Below are 24,674 nucleotides of genomic sequence, written 5' to 3'. Positions count from 1 at the left end.
CGTCAACCCATGCCGCCGCGCCACAGAGCACACCGTCACGCCCGGGTCGCAGCTCTCCGCAACGATCTGCGCCTTCTGATCGTCGGTCCATTCCCGACGACGGCCATTGCCAGTGAACACCTCGAACCGGCGTACCGGCTCATCCTTGGATTTAAGCGTAAGCTCTGAAATCGACATATATCCAAGCCCTCTTTCGAGGCTGAACATCGTCAATCAAACGCCGATCCGGAAGGTGGGGTCAGGACAGCGCTTACGCTGCGAATGAACTTCCAAATCGTATTGTGGGAGACGGCTATGCCTCGCGAGGCAAGTTCGGCCTTCAAGCCATGCAGTGTCAGGTGTGGATTTTGAGCGAGCCGCTCGACAATGAAGTTACGGTGCGGCTCCAGAATGCGCTTGCGGTAACCACCCATCTGGTTGGGATCAACCGATCCGGTCGCGCGATGGCGCTGCGACCACTTCACCACGGAAGAAGCTGCAACTTCGAAGCGCGCAGCAACGGTTCGGATACTCTCGCCGTTCGACACGGCTGCTACAACACGCTCACGAAGATCATTCGATAACGCTGCGGTCATGTGATGCTGGCCTCCATCCAGCCAGCATCAGTGAATCAGAACAGAGTTGACTTGGGAATCCCAGATGATTCAGAGAAACGAGAAAACGCTCTAAACTTTCTCCAGATTTTGGTAGAGTCCGTCACGGTTAAGAACTGAGCCCGTTCCGTCGGACGGCGCTGCATGAGAGGCAGTCGATCAATACAAGCTGAGTCGCCATGCATCAAGTAGTTCGAGTCCGCGCTGCAATAAAGCTCTGCATTTCTCTTCAGTGTCTGCTTCAACATAGCAGCGCATCTCTGGAGCGTTTCCCGAGGGACGAAGATGAATAATTGATCCATCTGACAGCGTCACGCGCAGCCCATCTATATCGCTGACCTCAACCGGAATGCCGATTGGTAGAAGAAACTCTGTAAGTGCCTCCTGACCGCTTCGGAGTTTTGTCATGAGTGCTAGACTTGATTCCGAAGAAAAGTTTTCCAGTCGATTGCTGGAAGCTACCGGCAGCGAAAAACTCCTTACTATCGCCGAGAATGGCTGCTCCCGCGAAGCGCGAAGCTGTAGTGCGGCAAGGATGGGCAGTAGGCTGTCTCGGGTTGGAAGTGGTGCGAGCGCGGTGCCGTTAACTGTGCTGGGGTCGACGGTCAATGTACCCCCGTTGGCCTCGAAGCCTATAATGACGTCCGTTCCGCGTTCTGCCTCCATGCCGGAGATAACGAAAGGCGAGCCAACTCGGGTACGTATAAACTTAACGGTTCCCCTCCGCTCTAAGCCTGAATTGGAGGTTACAGGGGTCACAGCGACTGACGCGCCTAAAAACTCCGCTGTGATGAGTCCCAGCAAGTCACCCCGGATGGGATTGCCAAGCTCGTCACTGACCAATGGTCTGTCGCCATCCCCATCTGCGGAAATGATCGCATCTAACTGATGCTCCGAAGCCCAAGCTCGCAAAGCAGTCACAGTTTCGAAGCTTACGGCTTCGGTATCAACAGGGACGAAAATGTCAGATCGCCCCAAAAGAACGACTTCGGCGCCATAATGCTTCAATACATGAGTAAATATATCTCGCGCAACCGTAGAGTGCTCGTAGACACCGATTTTAAGTTTCGAAAGCGCATTTGGGCCTAAAAGCGTCGCATTACGTTCAACGAAGAGAGCGCGTACATCGCTCTCGATGTCGAATGCATCAGCGGGCGTCTCGTCAAGCAGATTGCCGTCCTTCCGAAGCGCGTCGGCTTCACGGCTTATAGCTTCTTCGTCTTCTTTTCTAATTTCACCATCAGGAGTATAAAACTTAATACCATTTCGATCCGCTGGGATATGAGACCCAGTCACCATGAGAGCGGCAGATCGCACGTGAAGGGCGTAGAGTGCCAGTGCGGGAGTCGGGACGGTGCCGCAATTGCGCACTTCGAAACCGGCCCGAATAAGTGCGCCAATAATGATGCTGGAGATCGCCGTGCTGGATGGTCTGAAGTCACGGGCAACAAGTATTACATCACCCTTTCGAGCATGGCCGGCGGCAATGAGATAGCGTGCAAAAGCTGTTGCATATAAAGCGGCCGCGGGGCCATTGAGATCGACGGACAGACCACGAAGCCCGCTCGTTCCAAATTTTAACGACATACTGGGATCCTGAAGACAAGCAACGGGTCGTTAACTAGCGAACTTATCCTTCGAGAGTCGAGAGCAATTTTAGGTTTCCGACTTGAGTTCCAATCTCCCTCCGCGTCTTGGGTTCCTAATGTGGCCTGGGTCGCCTTTATGCGACGCTCCGCTGCGGCAGAGCACTGGCGGCCAGCGCCGGCCCGCCGTCGGAAAACAACCGGGCGAGGTCGATGATGACGACGAAGCCGGTGTCGCGGCGCACCACGCCGCGGATATAGTCCGAGCGCCAGCGCACGCCGATGTCGGGCGCCTGTTCGATGCTGTCGCGCCGGAACGGCGTCACCTCGAACACCTTGTCGGCCACCAGCCCGAGCGCGAGATCCTTCTCGCCCAGGGGGATGTCGAGCACCAGAATGCGGGTGTGCGGCGTGCGCACGGTGGGCGTCATGCCCAGCCGCAGGCGCAGGTCGATGATCGGCACGCCCTGGCCGCGCACGTCGCGCAGGCCCATCAGATAGTCGGGCCCGTGCGGGATCTTGAACGGGTCCTCGTGGTCCAGGATCTCCCGGACCACGGTGACGGGGACGGCAAACAGCTCTTCCCCGAGGCTGAAGGTGACGAACTGGGACTCCGCCGGCATATGCTCCATCTCAGGCGCTCTGCTTGAAGTCGGCGTCGTCGGCATCGGGGCCGCCCATCGACAGATCCAGCGCAAAGCCCTTCACGCGGGCCTGCTGGGCCGAGACGCTCTGGCGGGGGGCCGGAGCGGCCGGTTTGCGCGGGGCGGACGCCGGGCGGGCGGTTGCCGTGTGATGCGCCGCGGGATGCGCGGCCCGCTGCGGCGCGGCGGCGGCCGGGGCCGGGGCCGGCTTGTGGCCGAGATTGTCCACCCGGAAGAAGGCGATGGAGGCCTGGAGCTCCTCGGCCTGGGCGGCCAGCTCTTCGGACGTCGCCGACATCTGCTCGGAGGCGCCGGCATTCTGCTGCGTCACCTTGTCGAGCTGCTGGATCGCCTCGTTGATCTGCGAGGCGCCGATGTCCTGCTCGCGGCAGGCAGCGGAGATCTCGGCGATCAGTTCGGCCGTCTTGCGGATGTCGGGCACGAGGCGTCCGAGCATGTCGCCGGCTTCGGTCGCCACCTGCACGGTCTCGCCCGAGAGGCCGCTGATCTCGGCGGCGGCCGCCTGGCTGCGTTCGGCGAGCTTTCGCACTTCGGAGGCGACGACGGCGAAGCCCTTGCCGTGTTCGCCGGCACGGGCCGCTTCCACGGCGGCGTTCAGCGCCAGCAGATCGGTCTGGCGGGCGATTTCCTGGACGATGGAGATCTTCTCGGCGATCGTGCGCATGGCGACGACGGCACGGGCGACGGCGGCACCGCTCGCCTCGGCATCCTTGGACGACTGCCGGGCGATCTTCTCGGTCTGGGCGGCATTGTCGGCGTTCTGCTTGATGTTGGCCGCCATCTCCTCCATCGAGGCGGAGGCCTCCTCGGCCGACGAGGCCTGCTCGGTCGCGCCCTGGCTCAGCTGTTCGGAGCTCGAGGACAGTTCCTGGCTGCCCGAGGACACGTTGTCGGAGGCCGACAGCGCATCGCCAACAACGCCGCGAAGGCGCTCGATCATGACGTTCACATTGCCGAGCATTTCGCCGATTTCGTCGCGGCTGGTAATCGTTGCGAACTTCGTCAGATCGCCGTCGGCGACTTCACGGATAGCACTGTTTGCGCGAGTGAGTCCTCTGCCAATGGAAACGGCGATCCACAGAGCCGCCGCAACCGAGAGCACAAGCGCCAAGGCAGCCACAGTCATCAGCAAAGCAAAAGTGCTGTTGTAAGCTTCATCGGCCGCAGCGTCGGAATCGCGGATGCCTGTCTCGGTCAAAGCCGATAGGTCGGATGTCAATCCATCCATCTTATCGCTTGCGACAGTTCCCTGCGTCTGGTTGATCTCCAGAGCGGCATCGCGCTGTCCCGACAACACCAAATCCCGCAAGTGATCATTGATGACCTTATAGTCATCCCAGAACCGCGCGATCTCATCCCACTTTGCCTTAAACTCCGGGGGGCTGGTACTGTGGCCGAGCTCAAGAGCGTCTGTGAACGTCTTCCGCTCGTCAGCCATGTTCTGGATTGCGATCTTGGTTCGCTCGGGGTTGGATGCCAGCAACAAATCGCCTTCCGCCAAACCCAATCCGTCGAACGCCGCCGCCACATCGTTAGCGATATCGTCCTGCCGAATAGGACCCTGGATCAAAGCGTCCTGCATGGTCGCGACTTGCTGGAGCCCACGAACGCCAAGGCCAATGCACACGCCCATGAGAATGACGAGAAGGGTGAAGGCAACGACGAGTTTCGATTTAATCGTAAAACGCATAATGGACGTCCTTTTTCAAAGGTATTTAAACTGACAGCTCTGAGGGGTACGCTGCCGAGAAAAATGGCGTGGTGGTTCAGGAGTGTACGAGGTGCGTCATCTCGTCTGTCGCGACGGTTGATACGGCCAGAGCGCCAACGCATGACGATGCTCGGAGGCAATGGGTTGGCTGAGTTGAGACAGGTGGACTGTTCGTAGACCGCATCGTGCGGATGCCGACGAGGCCGTGCGTGCCCTCCGTGCTCACCTGGGCGACGGTGATGCAGCGGTCGATGGCTGCTCCGCTGCCCCTCATGCCGAAGGCAAGCCGAATGTCGGGCCACGGGAGGACCCTGCCGCGGGGGTTGATAATCGCGCTGGGAAAGGCCTTAGCGCCAGGGACGCGCGTTTCCGGCATCAGGTCGATGATTTGCTGATTTGCCAATGCCTCGATCGTGAAGGTTTCGCCATCGAGATCGAGGGTCACGACAGGCATCTCGATCTGCCCGTTCCAAGCGCCTGAGACACCATTTCTGAAAAGCTGCAGGCTCGTCCGGCGGCGTGCGACCTGTCGTCTGCAGCTGCGGGCCGAAGAAGCCGTTTTTGGTAGTGCCTGATCCGCCATCGACTCGTCTCTAAAGTCCGTCAGTTCTCCCGAAACGCAGGATGCTTGCGCATCAAGCGGCTAGGCAGTGCCGATCGAACACACGCATCGCCCGCAGTGGGGAGGAAACGTGACGTTTGCTTCGTTGATGAAAAATGATTGGTCGACCGCAGAGATCCGTATCATTCGGATCAGGGTCCGGCACGCGACCGGGCCAATCTCTATGGTGGAGGTTTGCACAGGGACGGTTAATGTTGAATAAACGAAAATACGCAAGCGTATGATTTCAATCATTTTCGCCGGACGCAGGTTCATCCGGCGACACTCCATTCAGCGTCTTCTCCGACGTTGGTGCATCAGGTTAGTTGGAAGCGCACTCCTTTCTGGCGGCATCTTCTCGCCCGACAGTGCGGCAGCACGATGGGGCTGGTCCTCCCCTCGCACGGCCGTCGCCGTGCACCTGTCACCTTGGCTTCCGCATGTCAGCCTTCCCTCATCTCCGGCCAGAGAGCCGCCGTGGCGTCCAACAGGGGGCCGGTGCCGGCGGCGATCCAGGGGATGTCGCTGTCCGCACGGGTGCCGATGCGCACATGAAGGCCGGCTTCACGGGCAAGGACCGCGCCGCCGGCGATGTCCCACATGGTGGTGATCTTCTGCAGGTGCCCGTCGAAGATGCCGCGGGCGGCAAAGACCAGCGAGACCGAGGTGCTGTGCAGCGCCTCGACCACCCAGCCGGCCTGCCGGAGACCGGTGTGCAGCGCGCCGATCTCGGCGATGTCGTCATGCGCGCTGTCGCCCAGCGAGACGACGCGGACATCGCCGAGCGGCGCATGGCGGGAAAGCGCCATGCCGTTGCGTTTAAGGCCGGTGCCGTCGGCCGCGGCATAGATCTCGCCGAAGACGGGGAGGGCGACCACGCCGAGATCCGGCCGCCCATCGGTGACGTGGCCGAGCGAAATGCCCCAGAGCGGCGAGCCGCGCAGGAAGTTCGCGGTGCCGTCGATCGGATCGATGATCCAGTAGGCCTCGCCGCCGACGCCGCCCAGTTCCTCACCGACGATCGTCTCGCCCGGAAAGGCCGTATCGAGCCGCTCCCGGATCAGGGCCTCGATGCTGGTATCGGCCTCCGAGACGAAGTCCTGAAAGCCCTTCTCCCGCGTGGCGATCGCGTCGCGTGCGGCAAAGAAGGCGAGGGCCTGGTGCATGGCCTCCTCAACGATACCCGTTGCCTTGCCCTGGCGGTCTTGCGTGTGCGTCATGCCGCATCTCCGTCGTTGCGCAGGGTCCAGGCGCGGAACGCCTCGATCTCGTCGGTCTGGATGGCGCCGACGCCGGCCTCCCGCAGCCGGGTCCAGACCGCCTGCGGATCGATCAGCGCCCAACTGTCGTTGTAGTCGAGGCAATGGGAGACATCCAGCGTGTTGATCCAGACGCGGATGTTCTGCCGCACGAGTTCGTCGCGCGCGGCGGCGACGTCCTCGAGAGCGTCGAACTTCACCTCGATCATCGGTGCACGGAGAGGGGCGATGCGGCGCAGGTCCTCGGCAAAGCGGTCCTTGCGCACGCGGAACATCGGCATATGCGGAATGCGGCCGAACCAGTCGGCCTCCAGAAGCGGAAAGCTCGTGGCGTCGATGTCGATATCGGTCTTGACGAGAACCTGGGACGCGATGCCGAGCCTGAGCACGGTTTCCATGACGGCCGGCAGGTCGTGTTCGAACTTGGTGTCGATGTTGACGGCGATGCGGCCGCGGGCAGCCTCGAGGATGTCTTCCAGCGTCGGCACAGGCTCCAGCGTCGCTTCCGCGTCCGCGCCGCCGGCGCCCGCCTTCAACCGCGCCCGCCGGACGACGTCGAAGGGAAGATCGGCGATGACGCCGGTGCCGGTCGTCGTGCGGTCGAGCGTCGTGTCGTGAATGACGACAAGGTGCCCGTCGGCGGTCGACTGCGTGTCGATCTCGACCATGTCGACGCCTGCCGCGATGGCTGCCTCGATGGAGGCGATCGAATTTTCCGCCGTGGCCTTCCAGAAGCCGCGATGGGCGATGGTGAGGATGGCGGGATTGTCGCGCGAGGCCATGGCGAGGACGTCGGGCGAAAACGACGGGAGGGCGGGGCGGCGGTTTTCGGAGAGGGGCATGGGGTCTTGCTTTCGGCTGGTTTCAGGAGGTGCGGGCATCAGATCTTGCCCATGCCGGCGGCCATCAGGTCGTCGCGCAGCACACGGCCGGCGATGACGAAGACGACGAGGGCAGGCAGGAGCAGGAGGAAGGAGACGATGGAGGCGAGCGGGAGCTGCATCGAATAAGGGTCGAGATACATATAGAGCTTGATCGGCAGCGTCTCGACGACGGGAGCCCCGACGATGAACGACTTGTCGAACTCCTCGAAGCTGCCGACGAAGGACATGAGCCCGCCGGCCAGGAGCCCGGGAACGGCGAGCGGCAGCACGATATGCCGGACGATATCGGCCGTGCCGGCGCCGAGCGATCGGGCGGCGTGGAGGAGATCGTCGGGAATGGTCTCCAGCGCCGCCGTCATCAGCCGGATCATCAGCGGCAGGGTGCCGACGATCTGGACGAGGATGACGCCGGCGACCGAATAGGCCAGCCCGAGCGCCAAAAACACCTGGCCGATGCCGACGGCGACGACGATGCCGGGAATGATGATCGGCGCGAGGATGAAGATCTCCACCGCCCGCTTCAGCCGGAAGGGAAACCGCGCCATGGCCCAGGCCGTCGGCAGCGCGATGAGCGCCGTGGCGACGGTGACGACGATCGCGATGACGATGCTGTTGACGGCGGCGCGCAACAGGCCGTCATCGCCGAGCACGCCGGCCCAGCGCTCGGTCGTGTAGCTCTGCGGCAGCACATGCGGCGGCGGCCAGCCGTCGGCGATGCTCCAGAGGAACATGAGCCCGAGCGGCAGGGCGATCGCCAGGAACAGGAAGGCATAGAGGCCGACCGCGACGGGAAGGCGATCCTCCCGCGTGAACGTGCGGCGGCGGGCGGCGTGGGAGGGGGTGGTTTCGGCAAGGGCGGTCATGTGGCATCTCCGCGTCCATGCGCATCGCCGATGCGCGATGTGAGGGCGTAATAGGCGACGAGGACGGCCACGGCGAAGGCGCTCAGCACCATGCCCATGGCGAAGACCTGGGGAAACCGGCCCTGGTTGAATTCGTTGACCATCAGCACCGAGAGCGGTCGCGCGGTCGGCGGTCCGACGATGTCGGGAATGGCATAGGAGCCCATGGAGCCGATGAAGGTGAGGAGCACGGCCGCCGTGATGCCGGGCATGGCGAGCGGCACTTCCACGAGGAAGAAGGTGGCAAGGCGCGACGCCCCGAGCGTGCGGCCGGCAAAGCGGATATCCTCGGGGATGGCGGCAAAGGCGCTGGTGATGATCAGCGTCATGAAGGGGATCTGCTTCCAGACGCTGGCGAGAATGACGCCGACGCCCCAGTCGTCGCGCACGAGCTTCGGCAGGGCGAAGCCGAGCGGCGCCACCGCCCGGTCGATGAAGCCGCCGCGCTCGAAGAGGACGATGATCATCAGGCCGACGATGATGCCGGGCACCGCGAGCGGCAATTTATAGAGGCCGCTGAAGAGCTTGCGCCCGACGAAGTGCCGGCGGATGGCGAGCGACAGCGGCACGGACACCAGCAGCGACACGACCACCGGCGCGACGCCGTAATAGATGGAGGTGCCGAGCCCGCGCAGCATGGAGGGACGCGTGACGATGCGGGCGTACCAGGCGAGCGTGAAGCTGCCATCCTCCGCACGCAGGCTGCCGATGAGGGCGGAGGCGAGCGGGCCGCCGAAGAACAGGAGGAGATAGCCGACGCCCGGCGCGAGAAGCAGCGGCAGGAGCAGGCGACGGTCGCGCAGACGTGCGGGCATCACGCGACCTCCGGGGTGCGCAGGCGATCCTTGCGCCCCTGATCCTCGATCTCCCGGTCCTCGCGCCCCCGATCCTCCAGAACGGGAAGGCGTTCGGGGAAGGTCAGCGCCACGGTGCGGCCGGGCTCGATCAGCGCATCGCCGCCGGCCTGACTGACCTTCAGGACCGTATCGCCGACGGCGACCGTGTAGAGCGCGCTTGCGCCCATGAAGGAGACGCCGGCCACCGTCGCCGGCGCGCCCGAGGCCTGATCGCAGGCACGGATGCCGATGCTCTCCGGCCGCACGGACACCTGGGCCGGCCCTGAGGTTTCCGTGGCGAGATCGACCGGCTGGCCCCAGGGCAGCTGCCCCGTCCGGCCCGAGGCGGTGATGGCGAGAAGATTGGTCTGGCCGAGGAAGCCGGCCGTGAAGGCCTGTTTCGGCGCGCGGTAGAGCTCCAGCGGCGTGCCGATCTCGACCACGCGACCGGCATTCATCACCACGATCCGGTCCGACATAGCCATCGCCTCGGCTTGGTCGTGGGTGACATAAAGGCTGGTCGCGCCGATGCGCCGGTGCAGCGCGACGAGTTCGTGGCGCAGCGTGTCGCGCAGCTTCGCATCGAGGTTGGAGAGCGGCTCGTCGAAGAGCAGCAGGTTCGGCTGCATGACGATGGCGCGGGCAAGCGCCACGCGCTGCTGCTGCCCGCCGGACAGCTGGCGCGGCATGCGGCCCGTCAGGCCGGCAAGGGTGCAGATCTCGAGCGCATGGGCGATCCGCCGCTGCTGCTCGGCCTTCGCCACCTTCTTCATGCGCAGGCCGAAGCGCAGGTTCTGCTCCACCGTCATGTGCGGAAACAGGGCGTAGGACTGGAACACCATGGCGATGTCGCGCCGTTCGGGCGGCAGCATGTCGATGCGCTGGCCGGCCAGACGGATCTCGCCGCCGCTCTGCTGGCTGATGCCCATGACGATCCGCAGGAGCGAGGATTTGCCGCAGCCGGACGGGCCGAGGATGGTCACGAACTCGCCCTTTGCGACGGAGAGCGAGACCGGATGCAGCGCGCGGCTGGCGCCGTAATCCTTGGTAATATCGGTGATCTCAAGCATGGTCATGGCTGTTTCCCGATGGGTCGGAGGAGACGTTTTAGGCTCTGGACCTGCCCCCGGCGGTCGCGGGGGCCACCGCGCAAGGGGCCGGGAAAGCCGGCTACTCGTTGAGAACCTTCTCGTCCAGCGCTTCGGAGAGTGCCGTCGCCATGTCCCAGAAGGCGGTGACGCTGAGGCGCGGATAGACGCTCGAGGGCAGCATGTGGGCCTGCGTCGCCGCCGGCACCTGATCGCTGGTCACGTCGGTGCGCGGCGAGCGGGAGGCCTTGGTCTCGAGCTTCCAGAGCTGGAACTCCTTGCTCATGGCCATATCGATCAGAAGGAGGGCCGAGGCCACATGGCTGGCATTGGCCGGCACGAACATCGCGTCGCCCGAGCCGACCTGGCCCTTTTCGAGCAGCGTCAGGCGGATCGTTTCCGGCACCTGCTTGGTGGCGAGGAAGGTCATCACCTGGTCTTCCCAGACGGTGCCGATCGCAAGTTGGCGATTGTTGATCAGGTTGAGCGTATCGGCATTGCCGTTGGTCAGCTCGGCGACCGCCAGCAGGCGGCGATAATAGTCCCAGACCGGATCGAGGCATTCCGAGCCCATGGCCCATTCCTCGGCCTCATCCCGCGTCTGGTTCGTGTCGGTCAGCTGTGCCTTGCAGTCGCCCGTCAGAAGGTCGAGCGCCAGCGAATAGAGGAACCCGCTGCCCGAGCCGCCCTTGGCGGGCGAGGTGACGCCGAGGCGCTTGGGGTTCTTCTCCGCCCAGGCAAGCAGGTCGGCAAAGCTCTTCGGCACCTCCGCCGGCGTCACGACCGCGCTGTCGTAACCGATGGCCGTCTGGTTGAGGTGGACGAGCGGGAAGCTGCCGCCATGGGGCTTGCCGAAGATGGTCTCGCTCAACACCGGATCGTAGTGTTCCATATTGGGCAGGATCCTGGTCAGCGCGATCTTGCCGACGACGCCCTTGGAGGAGAGCAGCGGATAGCCGCCGCCGCCGGCGAAATAGACGTCGACGGGCGAATCCTGGCCCGCGGCCTGCACGGCGATGAGCTGCTGGTTCGCCTGGTCGCCCTTGACGTCGGAATAGCTGACCTTGATGCCGTATTTCGCCTCGAAGCGGCGGATCAGCTCCTTCCAGGTGTCGCCGAAGCTGCCGGCGAAATTGTACATCGTCACCGTTCCCTCGGCTTTGGCGGCGGGCACGACGACCTCGTAGAAATTATCGCGGGTGACCGACGAAAGGTCGAAGGTCAGGTTCTTCATATTGGTCTCGGCCGCGCGGCACGGCGCGGTGGTGGCCGTCAAGGCGAGAACGGCGGCGGCAAGAATGGTCCTGAACATGGGGGCTCCTCGGGATCCGGTGGATGCGTGGCTGAGACACATGTGCGTCTGCGGCATGGGCAATTTGCTGACGCCTTATTACTACACATTAAGTGTAATATTTATGACGGTTCTGTAAAATGTGGGAGCATCGGCGCGATATCGTTGCCGCGCGGGGTCCGGCGGGATATCCAGAGCCATGACATCGGAGCGGACACGGACGGGTGAGCGCGGAACGGCGGCGGAGCGGGACGCCTTCGCGCGGCTGCCGCTTGCCAGCGACAACGAGCGCATGATCCTCGACATCATCCGCCGGCATGGCGCGATGGCGCGCGCGACGATCACCAGCCACACCAACCTCACGCAGCAATCGGTCCACCGGCTGGTCGAGGGGCTGGTGGCGCGGGGGCTGCTGCGCACCGGAGCGCCCATCGGCGGCACGCGCGGTCAGCCGAGCCCGACCATCGAGCTCGCGCGCGACGGCGCCTGCGCGATCGGCATTTCCGTCAACACGGACTCGGTCATCCTCTGCATCGGCGACCTGGCCTGCGACCTCATCGTGGAGCAACGGCTGGCGCTTCAGCCGCGCGACCGGCAGGAGACGCTGCGCGCCATCGTGGTCACGCTCGATGCGCTGCTCCGGGATCATCATATTCGCAGGGACACGATCGCCGGCCTCGGCTTTTCCATGTCGGGGTTCTTCGTGTCGGAGGATCGCGCCTTCAACGCGCCGGAGCCGCTTGCCGATTGGTCGCTCCGCGATCTCCGCCCGGAGCTGGAGCGCGTTTTCGGGCTGCCTGTCTGGCTGGAGAACAATGCGACGACGGGGGCGATCGGCGAGAGCATGCGCGGCGTCGGCCTCTGGTGCCGGACCTTTGCCTTCCTCTCCTTCAATTACGGCTTCGGCGGTGGCCTGATCCTCGACGGCCGGCCGTTCCACGGCTTTCACGGCAATGCCGGCGAGTTCAGCGGCATCTACATGCCGGGCGAATCCGAGCGGCGGCCGGCGCTGCAATATCTTCTGGCGCGGCTGCAGGAGAACGGCATCCCCATCGACAGCGTCGATGCGCTCCGCCGCGATTTCGACCCCGCCTGGCCCGGCGTCGAGGACTGGCTGGCCGAGACCATGCCGCAGGTGGACAGGCTGGTGGCCACCCTCATCGCCGTTCTCGACCCGCAGGCCATCGTCTTCGGCGGGCAGCTGCCGCCGGAGCTTGGACGGATGATGATCAAACGGGTGCACCTTCCCTCGCAGCGGGTGCACCGCTATGGCGTCGGGCCGAAGGAGGCGCGCCTTGTGCTTAGCGAGACGCTCGGCGACGCCGCCGCCATAGGGGCGGCGCTCCTGCCGTTGAAGATGCGGTATTTTAGTTGATCTCTCCTGTTCCCGAAGAGCCCGCCGAGATCCGAGCTAGAAAGTGATCATCAGGAGCCGTGGGGAACTTGCCAAGGGTGAAGGTATTGCCGCTCCTCGCTCGCCCTCGATCTCGGCGCACGATAATATTCCCGGTCGGGAAAATGGTCATCAATATGAGAGACGAATTTCTTAAAATTCCCGATCGGTAAATTTAACTCGACAATACCGTGGATCAGCTGCTATTTTCCCGATCGGGAAATAAATATGGCTCAACAAGTTAAAACTCCAGCCGACATCGGCGCCCTAGTCCGCAGCGCACGCAAGGAGCAAAACTTGCGGCAGGACGAGCTTGCCGGCGTTTCGGGTGTCGGCCTCCGGTTCATTGTCGATCTCGAAGCAGGCAAGCCGACAGCACAGATTGGAAAAGTCTTGCAGGTTCTTCAAACACTTGGTTGTTCGATTGACATTTTGGCCCCTGGGGAACGTCGAAAGTGACGGTAAGGGTTCTCAATGTGTGGTGGGATGGTCGCTTCGTTGGGCAATTCACCCAAGATAGACATAGCGACATTGGCTTTGCTTACACCGAAGCTTGGCTTGAGGATGAAAAGGCGCTTCCGCTTTCCGCCTCCCTTCCAAAGCGACGGGAGCGCTTCTCCCGTCGTGAATGCCGACCATTCTTCGGTGGTCTATTGCCCGAGGAAAGCCAGCGTCTGGTCGCGGCGCAGGCACTGGGAGTCTCACCTGCGAACGACTTCGCACTTCTCGATCGCTTGGGCGGGGACGTGGCTGGCGCGCTCCAGCTTTTGCCGGAAGATGAGGAGCCGACAGAAGAAGGGTCGATCACGGGCCAGCAACCGGCATCGCTGGACGATGCCGGGATTGTTCGGATACTGGACGCACTTCCGACACGGCCGTTATTGGCCGGCCAAGGAGGCCTGAGGCTTTCGCTCGCTGGCGCGCAATCCAAGGTACCGCTTATTCTGATAGACGGCCAACTCGCGCTTCCAGTGCCGGGACAGGCAACAACGCATATTCTCAAGCCGCCAATCGCGCGCTTTCCAGGAACAACCGAGAATGAAGCCTTCGTGATGAGGCTCGCAGCAGCGATCGGCCTGGATGTTGCGCCTGTCGAACCCAGATCGGCAACTGGGCGTCCATTCCTTTTGGTTGAGCGTTATGATCGTTATCGCGATGCCGAAGGTCTGGTTCGCCGCATTCACCAGGAGGACTTCTGCCAAGCACTTGGTGTACCACCCGAAACGAAGTATGCCAGCGAGGGCGGGCCGACCTTCAAGGATTGCTTCGAGCTGTTGCGTCGGGTCTCTGAGCGGCCGAGCACGGACATCGCCAAGCTCTTAGATGCTGTGATTTTCAACCTCATTGTCGGAAACGCAGACGCCCACGGAAAAAACTTCTCCATTCTATATGACGACCAGGGGCCGAGAATGGCTCCGTTGTACGACCTGCTTTCCACGGTGACCTATCCAGATCTTTCACCGAAAATGGCTATGCGGATCGGCCAGCGAGCAACGCTTGCCGATATGGACGCTGATGGTTGGCAAGCCTTCTCGAAGGAGACAGGTGTCGGCTTATTTTTAGTACGCCGTCGCGTGAGAGAACTAACCGATGCCACAGGGGACGCGATTCCCCGTTTATCAGAAAACATGTCCCCACTTGCCGCGGATTCCTTGACGTTAAATCACGTAGCGGCTCTGATCGCAGACCGCGCCAAACGCGTGGCCCTGAGCATGGAACTCAACAGCGCCAAGCACCTCCGCTGATATTATCCAAATATCGAATTGTAGCCCCGCTCGCAGCGCGCGCGACCGGGTAGCGGTGAAACCTGTTGAAACCAGACATCGCTGCAGAGCAATGAGGCAAAGAGGAGCGTTCATTTTTCTCTTGAAACCACTGTTTTTCCTTGAAGCGAGGAAAGGAGATCATGATGGCTACTATCGACGTGGATTTTGCAGTCTACAAGGCCCTCACCATCCGGCGTGAAACAGAGGAATTTGGCCATCAGACGCTCAGACCTCGTCAAGCTCGGCTGGCGAAACCTGGTCGGAGACCGCATCGAATTCATGTCGCAGAAGGGATCGGAAAAATATGCGCCGTCGATTAGCCTGCCGCTTAAAAGCGAGCTCGCGAGGCCCTGGATCAAGTCACGCATGATCAGCCGACATTCCTTATCAACGAATAGGGCAAGGCGTTCGCCGGCAATGGCTTCTGAAACAAACTACCCCAGTGACGCAACCACACGGATTTGCCGAAATGCTCGGCGCACGGCCTCAGAAAAGACGTCTGCGACGACCTTCGCCGAGGCAGATGCTACCGAATATCAGTTGATGGCGATCTTTGGCTGGTCTGATTCCAAGATGGCGCAGAACTCCACGAAAGCCGCCCAATCCAAGCGCACCATCGATGCGGGTTTCGAGCGCCACAAAGCCTACGGGGCCCGCAGTAATGTCCCACGTCTATCGAGCCGGAATTCCGGTGAGGCTCATCAAGGGAAAACCGATGGGAAATCAACATCCTTGGGCTCAAATGGTGGGCTCCGCAGGGAATGTCACGCCTTCGCGCAATAAGCGCGCCATCCCCCAAAGGCGCTGATATCCGCAGCGCCGGCCGCGATCGCGACCGGCTCGCAAAGAAAGCCCTTGGCCGACGTGCCATCGGAAAGGGCAATCGTGCCGATGCCGAGCGGCGCGGGAATGGCGGCGACGAAGCGGCCGAAGGCCGACGGTGTCAGTCGCCAGATCTCGACCTCGATATGCGTTCCTTCTCCATCCGCAACCCGGATCATGCCCGGCTTTGGCGGAACCGTGCCGGCAAGGGCATAGAGCCGGTAGTCGGCGGTGGTGCGGGCGGCGCGGGAGAATTGCCCGTCGAGCGCGACGAGCTGGTGGTTGAGCGGCATGCCGGAGAGATGCGCGCCGACCACGACGAGGTCGATCAGGCCGTCCCCGGACGTGTCCGGTTCAGGCGCCACAGTTGCGGGCTGCGGCCAGCCAGTGGCGCCGAGCGTCAGGCCGCTTGCGGCGTGAAGCGTTTGCCCGAGCGTTGCGACGAGGCCATCCTTGCCGGCGGGGGCCAGCAGGGTGACGCTGGCGGGCAGGCCGTCCGGCCGCGTGGCGGTCGGCACCGCGATGCCGCAGAGGTCGAGCAGGTTGACGAAGTTGGTATAGGTGCCGAGCCGCGAATTCTCGCGGATCGGCTCGGCTTCGAGCTCGGCCAGCGTATAGTGGCGCGGGGCCGTCGGCACGCAGAAGAGATCGACCGAGGCGATGACCGGCGCGAGCCGCTTCTTCAGCGCCTGCAGCGCATAGAGGCCGTTGAAGGCGTCGGCTGCCGACAGCGCCTTCGCGCCGCCATAGATCTTGCGCGTGACCGGATGGAACGCGCTTTCCCGCGTGTCGAAGAAGCTCTTCACCGCAGCATAGCGCTCCGCCACCCAGGCGCCTTCGTACAGCAGGTTGGCCACGTCGTAGAAGGGTGCAAACGGGATCTCCACCAGGCGGTGGCCGAGCCGTTTAAGCGTGTCGAGCGCCTGCCCGTAGGCCGCTTCCATCGCCGTATCGCCGAAGAAGGCGCGGTCGGCCGGGGCGGGCACGCCGATGGTCAGAACGGGCGGGGCGATGCGCGCGCCGGCCGGCAGCGCGCGGGAATAGGCGTCCGCAGGGTCCGGTAGGGCCGCGACGGAGAACACGGTCCAGGCATCCTCGACCGTCAGCGCGAAGATGGAGACGCAATCGAGCGTTCGGCAGGCGGGAATGACGCCCGTGGTAGAGAGCGCGCCGAGGCTCGGCTTCAGCCCGACGATATTGTTGAGCCCGGCGGGAATGCGGCCGGAGCCGGCCGTGTCCGTGCCGAGCGCGAAGGAGACGATGCCCTGCGCCGTGGCGACCGCCGAGCCGGAGGAGGAGCCGCCCGGCACGAGCGAGGGGTCGATGGCGTTCTTCGGGATCGGATAGGGCGAGCGGACGCCGACGAGACCGGTTGCGAACTGGTCGAGATTGGTCTTGCCGATCACCAGCGCGCCGGCCTCCCTCAGGAGGCGGACGACCTCCGCGTCGTGCTCGGGCAGATAGGCGTAATCCGGGCAGGCGGCCGTGGTGGGCATGCCGGCGACGTCGATATTGTCCTTCACCGCGAAGGGAATGCCGAAAAGCGGCCTTGCGGAATCATAGGCGCCAAGCCGGCTTGCCTCTGCCAGCACCGCCTGCCGGTCGGCGAGATGCAGGAAGATGCCGGGATCGTTCACCTGCGCGATGCGGGCAAAGACCCGCTCGACGATATCGGCGACGCTGCCGCCGTTGCGATAGAAATCCGACAGCGAGGCGATGTCGAACGCCGGGAGATCGGGTGCGGACATACCGGTCATGTCCTGTCCTCCTTAAGGATCGTCACGGGTCGGTCCCACTGGATCAGCACCACGCATCCGGGTTTGCTCCAGACCGAATGTTCGGTTCCCACCGCGTTCACCACATAGCTCCCTTGCGCATAATCGCCCGTCTCGTCCGACTGCACGCCGTCGAGAACGAAGATGGTTTCGAGCCCCTCATGGCGGTGGCGCGGCACGGAGGCGCCGGCTGCGTATTTCAGCAGCGCCACGCCCGGCTGATCGTCGTCGAAGCGCTTGATCCAGTGGATCGTCACGCCCGTGCGGAAGGCCTCGAACGGCAGGTCCTTCCAGCCGCCAGATGTCGAGAAGTCGCGGGTCGTTTCAGGCATCAGACAGTCCTTTCAGAATATCGTCGATATGGGCCGTCCAGCCGACGATCGCGCCCTGAGCGCGGATCATGGCGATGGCGGCAGCCTTGAAGTCGGGGAAATAGCTTTCGGTCGCCTCCTCGCAGAGCAGGCATTCATAGCCGCGATCATTGGCCTCGCGCATGGTCGTCTGCACGCAGACCTCCGTGGTGACGCCGGCGAAGACGAGCTGGGTGATGCCTTTCTCCTTCAGAATCGCGCCGAGCGGGGTGGCGTAGAAGGCGCCCTTGCCGGGTTTCTCGATCACGATCTCGCCGGCGATCGGCGCGACCTCCGCCAGAATGTCCGTGCCCGGTTCGCCCGCGATCAGCACGCGCCCCATCGGGCCTTCGTCGCCGATGCGCAGCGCCGGGTTGCCGCGGTCGCGTTTGGCGGGCGGCAGGTCGGAGAGGTCGGGCCTGTGGCATTCCATCGTGTGGATGACGGGCAGGCCTGCGGTCCGAAATCCCGCGATCAGCCGCTGCACGTCGGGCACGATCCGGCCGATGCGGGAGACGTCGTTGCCGAGGCTGGCACCGAAGCCGCCGGGTTCTGCGAAATCGCGCTGCATGTCGATGACGATGAGCGCCATCTCGCCCGTGCGCGCCGGGAAGGCGAAAGGGTCTGCCGTGATCTCCGCCATCAGTGATGCCCCGCCATATGTGCCCCGATCACGCCGATATCGGCGCCGCGCGCCGCCGTTTCGTAGACCAGCCGTCCTTCGGAGATGACGACGATGCGGTCCGACAGTTCGAGAAGCTCGTCCAGATCTTCCGACAGCAGCAGCACGGCCGTGCCGGCATTGCGCGCCTTCATGATGCGGGCACGGATTTCGGCGACCGCCGAGAAGTCGAGCCCGAAACAGGGGTTCGACACGATCAGCAGATCGACGTCGCCGGTCAGCTCCCGCGCGAGCACGGCGCGCTGCACATTGCCGCCGGAAAGCGCGGCGATCGGCGACGACGCGGATGCCGTCTTCACCTTGAAGTCGGAAATGAGGGCGCGTGCGCGCGTCTTCATGCCCGCCCTGGAAAGCCAGATCGCCTGCCCGCCGTCCGGCTTCAGGTCGAAGGTCCGGAAGGCGAGGTTTTCGCTCACCGTCATGCGCGGCGCGCAGGCGTTCTGCAACGGCTCTTCCGGGATGAAGCGGACGTTGTTCTTCCGCGTTTCGGCCCGCGTCGCGCCATAGGCCGCGCCATTGACCTCGATGCTGCCGGAGAGGGGCGGGCGCTGGCCGGCGAGGATCTCCGTCACCTCCTTCTGCCCGTTGCCCGAAATGCCGGCAATGCCGACGATCTCGCCGGCACGCACGCGCAGGTCGTTGATCTCGATGGTCTTCAGCCCGGAGCGGTCCGGCGCCGTGACCCCGGAGAGGCGGAGCACCGTCTGCGCCGTGTCCGTCACCGGCGCGCGGCTGTCGAGTTCAGCAAGCTTCACGTCGCCGATCATGAGGGCCGCCATGTCGGCGGTCGAGAGTTCGCCGATGCTACCGGCGCCCACCAGCTTGCCCCGCCGCAGGATCGAGACGGCATCCGCGAACTTGGTGATCTCGTGGAACTTGTGGGAGATCATCAGCACGGTCAGCCCGCCGCTGTCCGTCAGGCCGCGCACGAGACCCAGCATTTCGTCGGCCTCCGCCGGTGTCAGCACCGAGGTCGGCTCGTCGAGGATCAGGAAGGAACGGCCCAGATAGAGCTGCTTGACGATCTCGAGCTTCTGCTTCTCGCCGGCGGCGAGCTCGCGCACCGGCCGGTCGAGCGGGATGCGGAACGGCATGCGCTCCATGAAGCGCGCGAGGTCCTTGCGCTCCCGTCCCCAGTCGATCACGGCCGGGACGTCGGCGCGGCTGATCACGAGATTTTCCGCACCCGTCAGCGAGGGCACGAGGGTGAAATGCTGGTAGACCATGCCGAGCCCGAAGGTGGCGGCATCCCGCGGCGAGGCGACGGAAACCTCGCGGCCATCGACCACCAGAGACCCCGCAGTCGCGTGGTAGAAGCCCATGATGCATTTGACGAGCGTCGATTTGCCCGCGCCGTTTTCGCCGAGCAGCGCGTGGAAGGAGCCGGCGGGCACGCGGATCGACACATCGTCCAGCGCCGTGAAGCCACCGAAGCGCATGGTCATGCCGATGGTCTCTATGCCGGCCGCCGTTCCGGGCTCCGGCAGCGGGGTATCGCGAACGACTGGCATGTCAGCTCTCCTTGTCCATGGTTGCGATGTCCACGGTTGCGATGCGGTCCACGATGATGGCGACCGGTCCGCCGCCCGGCGGCCCCTGATGCTCGGCGCCGCCAGAAACATAGAGGTCGGTCATGCCGAAGACGCCAGCGAGCACGCCGCCGACGAAGGCGCGGGCGTGGCGGGTGCCGGCGATGTCGGAATCGTCCAGCATGGTGTGACGCCGCCCGCCGACCATGCCCGAGGGGTCGGGTTCCGCCTTGGCGAGAACGGCGGTCAGCCGCGCCGTCTCCGGCAGTCGTGCCTGCGCGGCGCGGACGGATACAGTGTCGATGGCGCTCGCCATGACGGCGTGATCGATGGCGAGCGGCCCGCGCCAGGCCCGGCTCATGCCGAGCACGATGATCTCGTGATCCGTGAGCTCGACGCCCGCGGACGTCGAGGCGCAGCGGGAGAAGAGGTCGAGACGGGCGCCGATGACGGCGTCGGTGATCTCCCCGGCATCGATCTCGCCCAGCGCCACGGCGACGCCGAGGGCGGAGGCGCCGCGCGACAGGCCCATGGATTTCAGCGTGTCCCGGGTGGCCACCGCCGCCCCGGCCGCATCCGCCTCATGGACGCGGGCAAGCGTCAGCAGCGGGCATTTGATCTGGACGAAATGCACGTCCTCCGGGGCGTCGATCCCGGCATCCGCCATCGCCGCCTTCACCCCTTGTGCGACCAGAAGCACCTGCTCCCGCCGGCCGAGATGGTGGTAGGGGAGATGCGGCGTGCGCGATGCGCCGATGGCGAGCGCCGGCGCATCCATCGTCTCCGTCGCGTCGGCCACGCTCTCGCGGGCAAAGACCGTCCAGTGCGGCGACAGCGCACCCTCCGTACCGCCGGACATGACGAGGCAGGGGGCGGCCACGCCGAGCCTTGCGAACAGCGCCTCGAAGCTCGCGGTGGCATAGCCGCGGGTGAAATCGTTGACGCAGCCATTGCCCTCGGTCTTGCCGAGGATGGCGACGACCGTTTCCGGCCTCAGGCCGGCCGCAAAGAGCGCTTCCACGCCCGACACATCGGCCGGGCCGCTCGCAGCGACCCGCCAGACACGGGCTTGCAGCAGGTCGCGGTGCGCAGGCGCCATCAGGGCAGGGCCTCGATCAGCTTCGCCGCATCGCTGACCGCCCCGAAGACGCCGCCCTGCATCTTGACCATCTTGATGGCGGCGAGGTGGTTGCCATAGTCGGTCGCGCCGCAGCAGTCTTCCAGAAGCAGGCATTCGAAGCCCCGGTCATTGGCCTCCCGCATGGTGGTGGAGACGCACACATCCGTGGTGATGCCGGTGAGGATGAGGTTCTCGATGCGCTTCTGGTTGAGGATCAGCTCCAGATCGGTCGCGCAGAAGGAACCCTTGCCCGGCTTGTCGATGATCGTCTCGCCCGCGATCGGATAGAGCTCCGGGATGATGTCCCAGCCGGGCTCCCCGCGCGTCAGGATCCGGCCGCAGGGGCCGGCGTCGCCGATGCCGGCACCGATGCGCTGCGAGCGCCAGCGCTTGTTGGCCGGCAGGTCGGCGAGATCGGGGCGATGGCCCTCGCGGGTGTGGATGATGTGGTAGCCCTTGGCGCGCATGGCCGCGAGCACCGCGCCGATCGGCTTGATCGGCGCCTGCACCAGCGAGAGATCGTAGCCCATGTGATCGACATAGCCGCCCTTGCCGCAGAAGTCGGTCTGCATGTCGATGATGATGAGAGCGGTATTGTCGGGCCGCAGCTTGCCGTTATAGGGCCAGGGATAGGGGTCGGCCGTGATATGGCGTTCCGCGGTTTCGGTCGTCGCATCCATGATCGTCTCTCCTATTCCGCCGCCAGTTTGGCGCTCTCGCCGTATTTTCGCGTGGGTTTTTCGAAGCCGCAGGGGGTGCCGTCGGTCACCTTGACCTCGTCTTCCCAGGGCAGCCGGTAGGTGCCGGCGACGAGATCGTGCATGTAGCTGTAGGGCGCGTCGCCCGCCCCGCCGGCAACGGCGACATAGCCGCGATGGCCGAGCTGGTAGATGTTGTTTTCCACGCCCCAGCCGCGCCGCGCCTCGCGCACCAGATCCGGCCGGACCTCCGCCGTGATGATCTCGTTCACCCGGCCCGCCGTGCCATGGGCAATGATCGTGCCCTCGAAATCGCAGATCATGCCTTCGCCCATGCTGTCGAACGTGCCGTCCGAGCCGCACATGCACACGCTGGCCGTGACCATGAGATTGCAGAAAGCGTTCGACTGGTTGGTGAAGCGCCAGGATTGGCGGATCGGCGCGGTGTAGCCGGCGGTGCGGATCATGATCTCCGCGCCCTTGTAGGCGCATTCGCGCGCCATCTCCGGGAACATGCCGTCATGGCAGATGATGAGCGCGAGCTTGGCACCTTTCGGCCCGTCGATGACGGGGATGCCGAGATCGCCCGGCTCCCATGGCTCGACCGGCACCCAGGGGTGCATCTTGCGATAATAGAGCTTCAGCTCGCCCTGATCGTCGATGACGATGCCGGAATTGTACGGCATGCCGTCCGGATTCCGCTCCATGATGGAGAAGCAGCCCCAGATGGCGTTCTCCCGGCAGGCCGTCTTGAAGGCCGCGACCTCCGGACCGTCGAGATCGCACATGATCTCGGGGTTGATGTCCATGGACAGGCCGTGCAGCGCATATTCCGGGAAGACGACGAGATCCATGCCGGGCTGGTTGCGCCGCGCCTTGGCCACGAGATCGACGACCAGCTGCGTCTGCCGGGCCAGATCCGCCTTCGTCACCGTCAGCGGCAGCTGAAGCTGCACGAGACCGATGCCGACGCCGTGTTCGGATTTGTTCAGACCACCCAGACCGTTCATGGGAAAGCTCCTTGCGTTATTTCGTCAGGGACAGCTCGCCCGGCGCGCCGGTGAGCGCGCGATGGGGCGAGGATGTGGCAATGAGAATGGCGAGCGTCAGCACGTAGGGTGCCGCGTAGAACAGATAGTAGCCCTGCGTCACGCCCACCGACTGCAGCGCAGGCCCGAGCGCGCCGGTGCCGCCGAAGAGCAGGGCGGCGAGGAAGCAGTTGATCGGGTTCCAGCGGGCGAAGATGACGAGCGCGACCGCCATGAGGCCCTGGCCCGAGGAGATGCCCTCGTTCCACGAGCCGGGATAGTAAAGCGAGAGATAGGCGCCGCCGACGGCCGCGAGCGCGCCGCCGAGGGCCGTTGCCAGCAGGCGGACGCGGTCGGGGTCGATACCCATCGCGCGGGCGGCATCGGTGGAATCGCCGACAACGCGCAGGATCAGGCCGGGGCGCGTGTTGCGGAAGGCCCAGGTGAGAAAGAGCGCGAGCAGGAAGCCCAGGAAGAACAGCACGTTGATGTTCAGCGCCGCCTGCACCTGCGGATAGGACGACCAGGTGCCGAGCGCGATGGAGGGCAGCTTGGGCGCAGCCGGCTGGATGAAGGGCTTGCCGAGGAAGAAGGCGAAGCCCAGCCCGAACTGCATCATGGCGATGCCGATGGCGATGTCGTTGACCCGGGGAAAGCGGCAGATGAAGCCGTGAATGAGCCCGAAGACCGAGCCCGCGGCCATGGCGGCGAGCACGCCTGCCCAGGGCGACCCGGTCAGCACCGCCACGGCATAGGCGGTCATCGCGCCGAAGACCAGCGTGCCCTCCAGCCCGAGATTGATGCGCCCCGAACGCTCGGTGATCGCCTCGCCGAGCGAGACGAAGATGAAGGGCGTGGAGACGCGGATGGCGCCGGCGAGGATGGCGAGCGGCACGCCCCAGAGACCGATATCCGTCTCGCTCATAGGTGGCGTCCTTTCCAGAGATCGGGATTGAAGACCTTGAAGCGGCCGTAGAAGGTTTCGCAGAAGAGGATGACGATGAAGAGCGTGCCCTGCAGCGCGACGACCGTGGCATCGGGCAGACCCATGCGCCGCTGGATCAGACCGCCGGAGGCCTCCAGACCGCCGAGCAGGACGGCGATGGGAACGATCGCCAGCGGATTGTGCCGGGCGAGAAAGGCGACGAGGATGCCGGTATAGCCGTAGCCGGCGGCCAGCGACGCATTGGCGCTGCCCTGCACGGCGGCGACCTCAAGCATGCCGGCAAGCCCCGCGAAGCTGCCGGCGATGGCGGTGAAGCCGACGATCAGGCGCCCCACCGGCAGGCCCTGGATCTGCGCGGCGCGGACATTGCCGCCGGCCATACGCGCGGCAAAGCCGAAGCGCGTCGCCTCGATCAGGACATAGGACAGGATGCAGGCGAGAACGGCGAGGACGAGGCCCCAATGGACATCCATGCCCGGGATGGCGCCGATCCGATAATCCGCCGGCAAGGTCATGGTGGACGGCTTGTTGAGGCTGGCGGGATCGCGCAGCGGCCCCTCCACCAGCTGGTTCATCAGGGCGATGGCGATATAGGAGAGGAGCAGCGAGGAGATCGTCTCGTTGACGCCGCGATAGTGGCGCAGGAAGCCGACGGCGCCGATCCACACCGCGCCGACGGCCATGGCCGCGAGCGCCATGGCGATGAGCGTGGGATAGGGCGGCAGGATGCCGGTCAGCGGCGTGGCGATGGCCGCCGCGGCGACGCCGCCCAGCACCAGCGCGCCCTCGCCGCCGATGATGACGAGGCCGAGCCGCGCCGGCAGCGCCACGCAGAGCGCGGTGAGGAGGAGGGGTGCCGCCCGCGACAGGCTGTTCTGGATGGAGAACCAGCTGCCGAAGCCGCCGGCATACATGATCTGGAACAGAGCGACCGGCGACTTGCCGATCGCGAGGATGAAGATCGAGAACAGCGCGAGACCGGCAAGGATCGCCGCCAGGCCGATGACGACGGGCTCGGCCCGCCGCGCCAGCCATTCGAGAACCGGGCGGAGGCTCGAGCCTCCGCCGGTGTCGAGCGACAGCGTGGAATGATTCGCTTCGACGGACATGACGCGTCTCCCTCAGGGGATGATGGGCTTCCTCGGATGG

General features: G+C 64.4%; 24 protein-coding genes and 1 pseudogene. 4 read left to right on the top strand and 21 right to left on the bottom strand.

What is annotated here, in order from left to right; translation table 11 throughout:
* The 12 genes and pseudogenes from LRX75_RS20495 to LRX75_RS20440 form a co-directional block, all read right to left on the bottom strand.
* Nucleotides 1-207 (bottom strand): transposase (locus LRX75_RS20495; RefSeq protein WP_231816500.1); only part of this gene is annotated, 207 nt, incomplete at its 3' end.
* 50 nt (nt 208-257) lie between these two features.
* Nucleotides 258-575, bottom strand: a pseudogene (locus LRX75_RS20490) (IS630 transposase-related protein); the annotation flags it as partial.
* 177 nt (nt 576-752) lie between these two features.
* Nucleotides 753-2,180 carry a phosphohexomutase domain-containing protein gene (locus LRX75_RS20485; RefSeq protein ID WP_231816499.1) on the bottom strand — a complete coding sequence of 476 codons (1,428 nt, stop codon included), beginning with the start codon at nt 2,178-2,180 and terminating at the stop codon, nt 753-755.
* A gap of 136 nt (nt 2,181-2,316) precedes the next feature.
* Nucleotides 2,317-2,811: a chemotaxis protein CheW gene (locus tag LRX75_RS20480; RefSeq protein WP_231816498.1), complete on the bottom strand. Its 495-nt coding sequence runs from the start codon at nt 2,809-2,811 to the stop codon at nt 2,317-2,319.
* Between the two features lies 1 nt (nt 2,812).
* Nucleotides 2,813-4,534 (bottom strand): methyl-accepting chemotaxis protein, encoded by a 1,722-nt coding sequence (locus tag LRX75_RS20475; RefSeq protein WP_231816497.1) that lies wholly within the window; start codon nt 4,532-4,534, stop codon nt 2,813-2,815.
* A gap of 76 nt (nt 4,535-4,610) precedes the next feature.
* Nucleotides 4,611-5,009, bottom strand: coding sequence for a chemotaxis protein CheW (locus tag LRX75_RS20470; protein ID WP_420851243.1), 399 nt, complete (start codon nt 5,007-5,009; stop codon nt 4,611-4,613).
* Between the two features lie 590 nt (nt 5,010-5,599).
* Entirely contained in the window at nt 5,600-6,376 is a 777-nt protein-coding gene (locus LRX75_RS20465; protein WP_231816495.1) for an inositol monophosphatase family protein, read from the bottom strand.
* On the bottom strand, nt 6,373-7,257 hold the full coding sequence (locus tag LRX75_RS20460; RefSeq protein ID WP_231816494.1) for a glycerophosphodiester phosphodiesterase family protein: 885 nt from the start codon (nt 7,255-7,257) through the stop codon (nt 6,373-6,375). The genes LRX75_RS20465 and LRX75_RS20460 overlap by 4 nt, the downstream gene beginning before the upstream one ends.
* A gap of 38 nt (nt 7,258-7,295) precedes the next feature.
* Nucleotides 7,296-8,162, bottom strand: a complete 867-nt coding sequence (locus LRX75_RS20455; RefSeq protein ID WP_231816493.1) for an ABC transporter permease — start codon at nt 8,160-8,162, stop codon at nt 7,296-7,298.
* Complete coding sequence (locus LRX75_RS20450) at nt 8,159-9,016, bottom strand: ABC transporter permease (RefSeq protein ID WP_231816492.1); 858 nt, start codon at nt 9,014-9,016, stop codon at nt 8,159-8,161. The genes LRX75_RS20455 and LRX75_RS20450 overlap by 4 nt, the downstream gene beginning before the upstream one ends.
* Nucleotides 9,016-10,113, bottom strand: coding sequence for an ABC transporter ATP-binding protein (locus tag LRX75_RS20445; protein ID WP_231816491.1), 1,098 nt, complete (start codon nt 10,111-10,113; stop codon nt 9,016-9,018). The genes LRX75_RS20450 and LRX75_RS20445 overlap by 1 nt, the downstream gene beginning before the upstream one ends.
* 94 nt (nt 10,114-10,207) lie before the next feature.
* Nucleotides 10,208-11,437 (bottom strand): extracellular solute-binding protein, encoded by a 1,230-nt coding sequence (locus tag LRX75_RS20440; protein WP_231816490.1) that lies wholly within the window; start codon nt 11,435-11,437, stop codon nt 10,208-10,210.
* A 178-nt stretch (nt 11,438-11,615) separates the two neighbouring features.
* Between LRX75_RS20440 and LRX75_RS20435 the strand changes: the two genes are divergently transcribed.
* The 4 genes from LRX75_RS20435 to LRX75_RS20420 all read left to right on the top strand — a co-directional run bounded on the left by LRX75_RS20435 (nt 11,616) and on the right by LRX75_RS20420 (nt 15,358).
* Nucleotides 11,616-12,791, top strand: a complete 1,176-nt coding sequence (locus LRX75_RS20435; protein WP_420851242.1) for an ROK family transcriptional regulator — start codon at nt 11,616-11,618, stop codon at nt 12,789-12,791.
* A 246-nt stretch (nt 12,792-13,037) separates the two neighbouring features.
* Nucleotides 13,038-13,268, top strand: a complete 231-nt coding sequence (locus tag LRX75_RS20430) for a helix-turn-helix transcriptional regulator (RefSeq protein ID WP_231816489.1) — start codon at nt 13,038-13,040, stop codon at nt 13,266-13,268.
* On the top strand, nt 13,265-14,554 hold the full coding sequence (locus tag LRX75_RS20425; protein WP_231816488.1) for a type II toxin-antitoxin system HipA family toxin: 1,290 nt from the start codon (nt 13,265-13,267) through the stop codon (nt 14,552-14,554). Before LRX75_RS20430 ends, LRX75_RS20425 begins: the two co-directional genes overlap by 4 nt.
* A gap of 231 nt (nt 14,555-14,785) precedes the next feature.
* Complete coding sequence (locus tag LRX75_RS20420) at nt 14,786-15,358, top strand: hypothetical protein (RefSeq protein WP_231816487.1); 573 nt, start codon at nt 14,786-14,788, stop codon at nt 15,356-15,358.
* On the opposite strand, the gene atzF is transcribed toward LRX75_RS20420, so the two are convergent.
* The 9 genes from atzF to LRX75_RS20375 are packed head-to-tail and all read right to left on the bottom strand — an operon-like array spanning nt 15,340 to nt 24,634.
* A complete protein-coding gene (gene atzF, locus LRX75_RS20415) occupies nt 15,340-17,154 on the bottom strand; it encodes an allophanate hydrolase (RefSeq protein WP_420851241.1) in 1,815 nt (604 codons plus the stop codon). The genes LRX75_RS20420 and atzF overlap by 19 nt on opposite strands.
* Nucleotides 17,151-17,504: a cupin domain-containing protein gene (locus LRX75_RS20410; RefSeq protein WP_231816486.1), complete on the bottom strand. Its 354-nt coding sequence runs from the start codon at nt 17,502-17,504 to the stop codon at nt 17,151-17,153. The genes atzF and LRX75_RS20410 overlap by 4 nt, the downstream gene beginning before the upstream one ends.
* Nucleotides 17,497-18,165: a cysteine hydrolase family protein gene (locus LRX75_RS20405; protein WP_231816485.1), complete on the bottom strand. Its 669-nt coding sequence runs from the start codon at nt 18,163-18,165 to the stop codon at nt 17,497-17,499. The genes LRX75_RS20410 and LRX75_RS20405 overlap by 8 nt, the downstream gene beginning before the upstream one ends.
* Nucleotides 18,165-19,715, bottom strand: a complete 1,551-nt coding sequence (locus LRX75_RS20400) for an ABC transporter ATP-binding protein (RefSeq protein WP_231816484.1) — start codon at nt 19,713-19,715, stop codon at nt 18,165-18,167. The genes LRX75_RS20405 and LRX75_RS20400 overlap by 1 nt, the downstream gene beginning before the upstream one ends.
* Nucleotide 19,716: 1 nt before the next feature.
* On the bottom strand, nt 19,717-20,832 hold the full coding sequence (gene atzD, locus LRX75_RS20395) for a cyanuric acid amidohydrolase (RefSeq protein ID WP_231816483.1): 1,116 nt from the start codon (nt 20,830-20,832) through the stop codon (nt 19,717-19,719).
* Entirely contained in the window at nt 20,832-21,533 is a 702-nt protein-coding gene (gene biuH / locus LRX75_RS20390) for a biuret amidohydrolase (protein WP_231816482.1), read from the bottom strand. Before biuH ends, atzD begins: the two co-directional genes overlap by 1 nt.
* An 11-nt stretch (nt 21,534-21,544) precedes the next feature.
* Nucleotides 21,545-22,561, bottom strand: a complete 1,017-nt coding sequence (locus LRX75_RS20385) for a formamidase (protein ID WP_231816481.1) — start codon at nt 22,559-22,561, stop codon at nt 21,545-21,547.
* A 16-nt stretch (nt 22,562-22,577) separates the two neighbouring features.
* Nucleotides 22,578-23,504, bottom strand: coding sequence for an ABC transporter permease (locus tag LRX75_RS20380; protein WP_231816480.1), 927 nt, complete (start codon nt 23,502-23,504; stop codon nt 22,578-22,580).
* On the bottom strand, nt 23,501-24,634 hold the full coding sequence (locus tag LRX75_RS20375) for an ABC transporter permease (RefSeq protein ID WP_231816479.1): 1,134 nt from the start codon (nt 24,632-24,634) through the stop codon (nt 23,501-23,503). Before LRX75_RS20375 ends, LRX75_RS20380 begins: the two co-directional genes overlap by 4 nt.
* Nucleotides 24,635-24,674: the final 40 nt, after the last annotated feature.

The sequence above is a fragment of the Rhizobium quercicola genome (assembly GCF_021168455.1).
Lineage (GTDB): Bacteria > Pseudomonadota > Alphaproteobacteria > Rhizobiales > Rhizobiaceae > Ferranicluibacter > Ferranicluibacter quercicola.
Note: the sequence above shows the minus strand (reverse complement) of the source record. Positions and strands in the feature narration are given on the sequence as shown.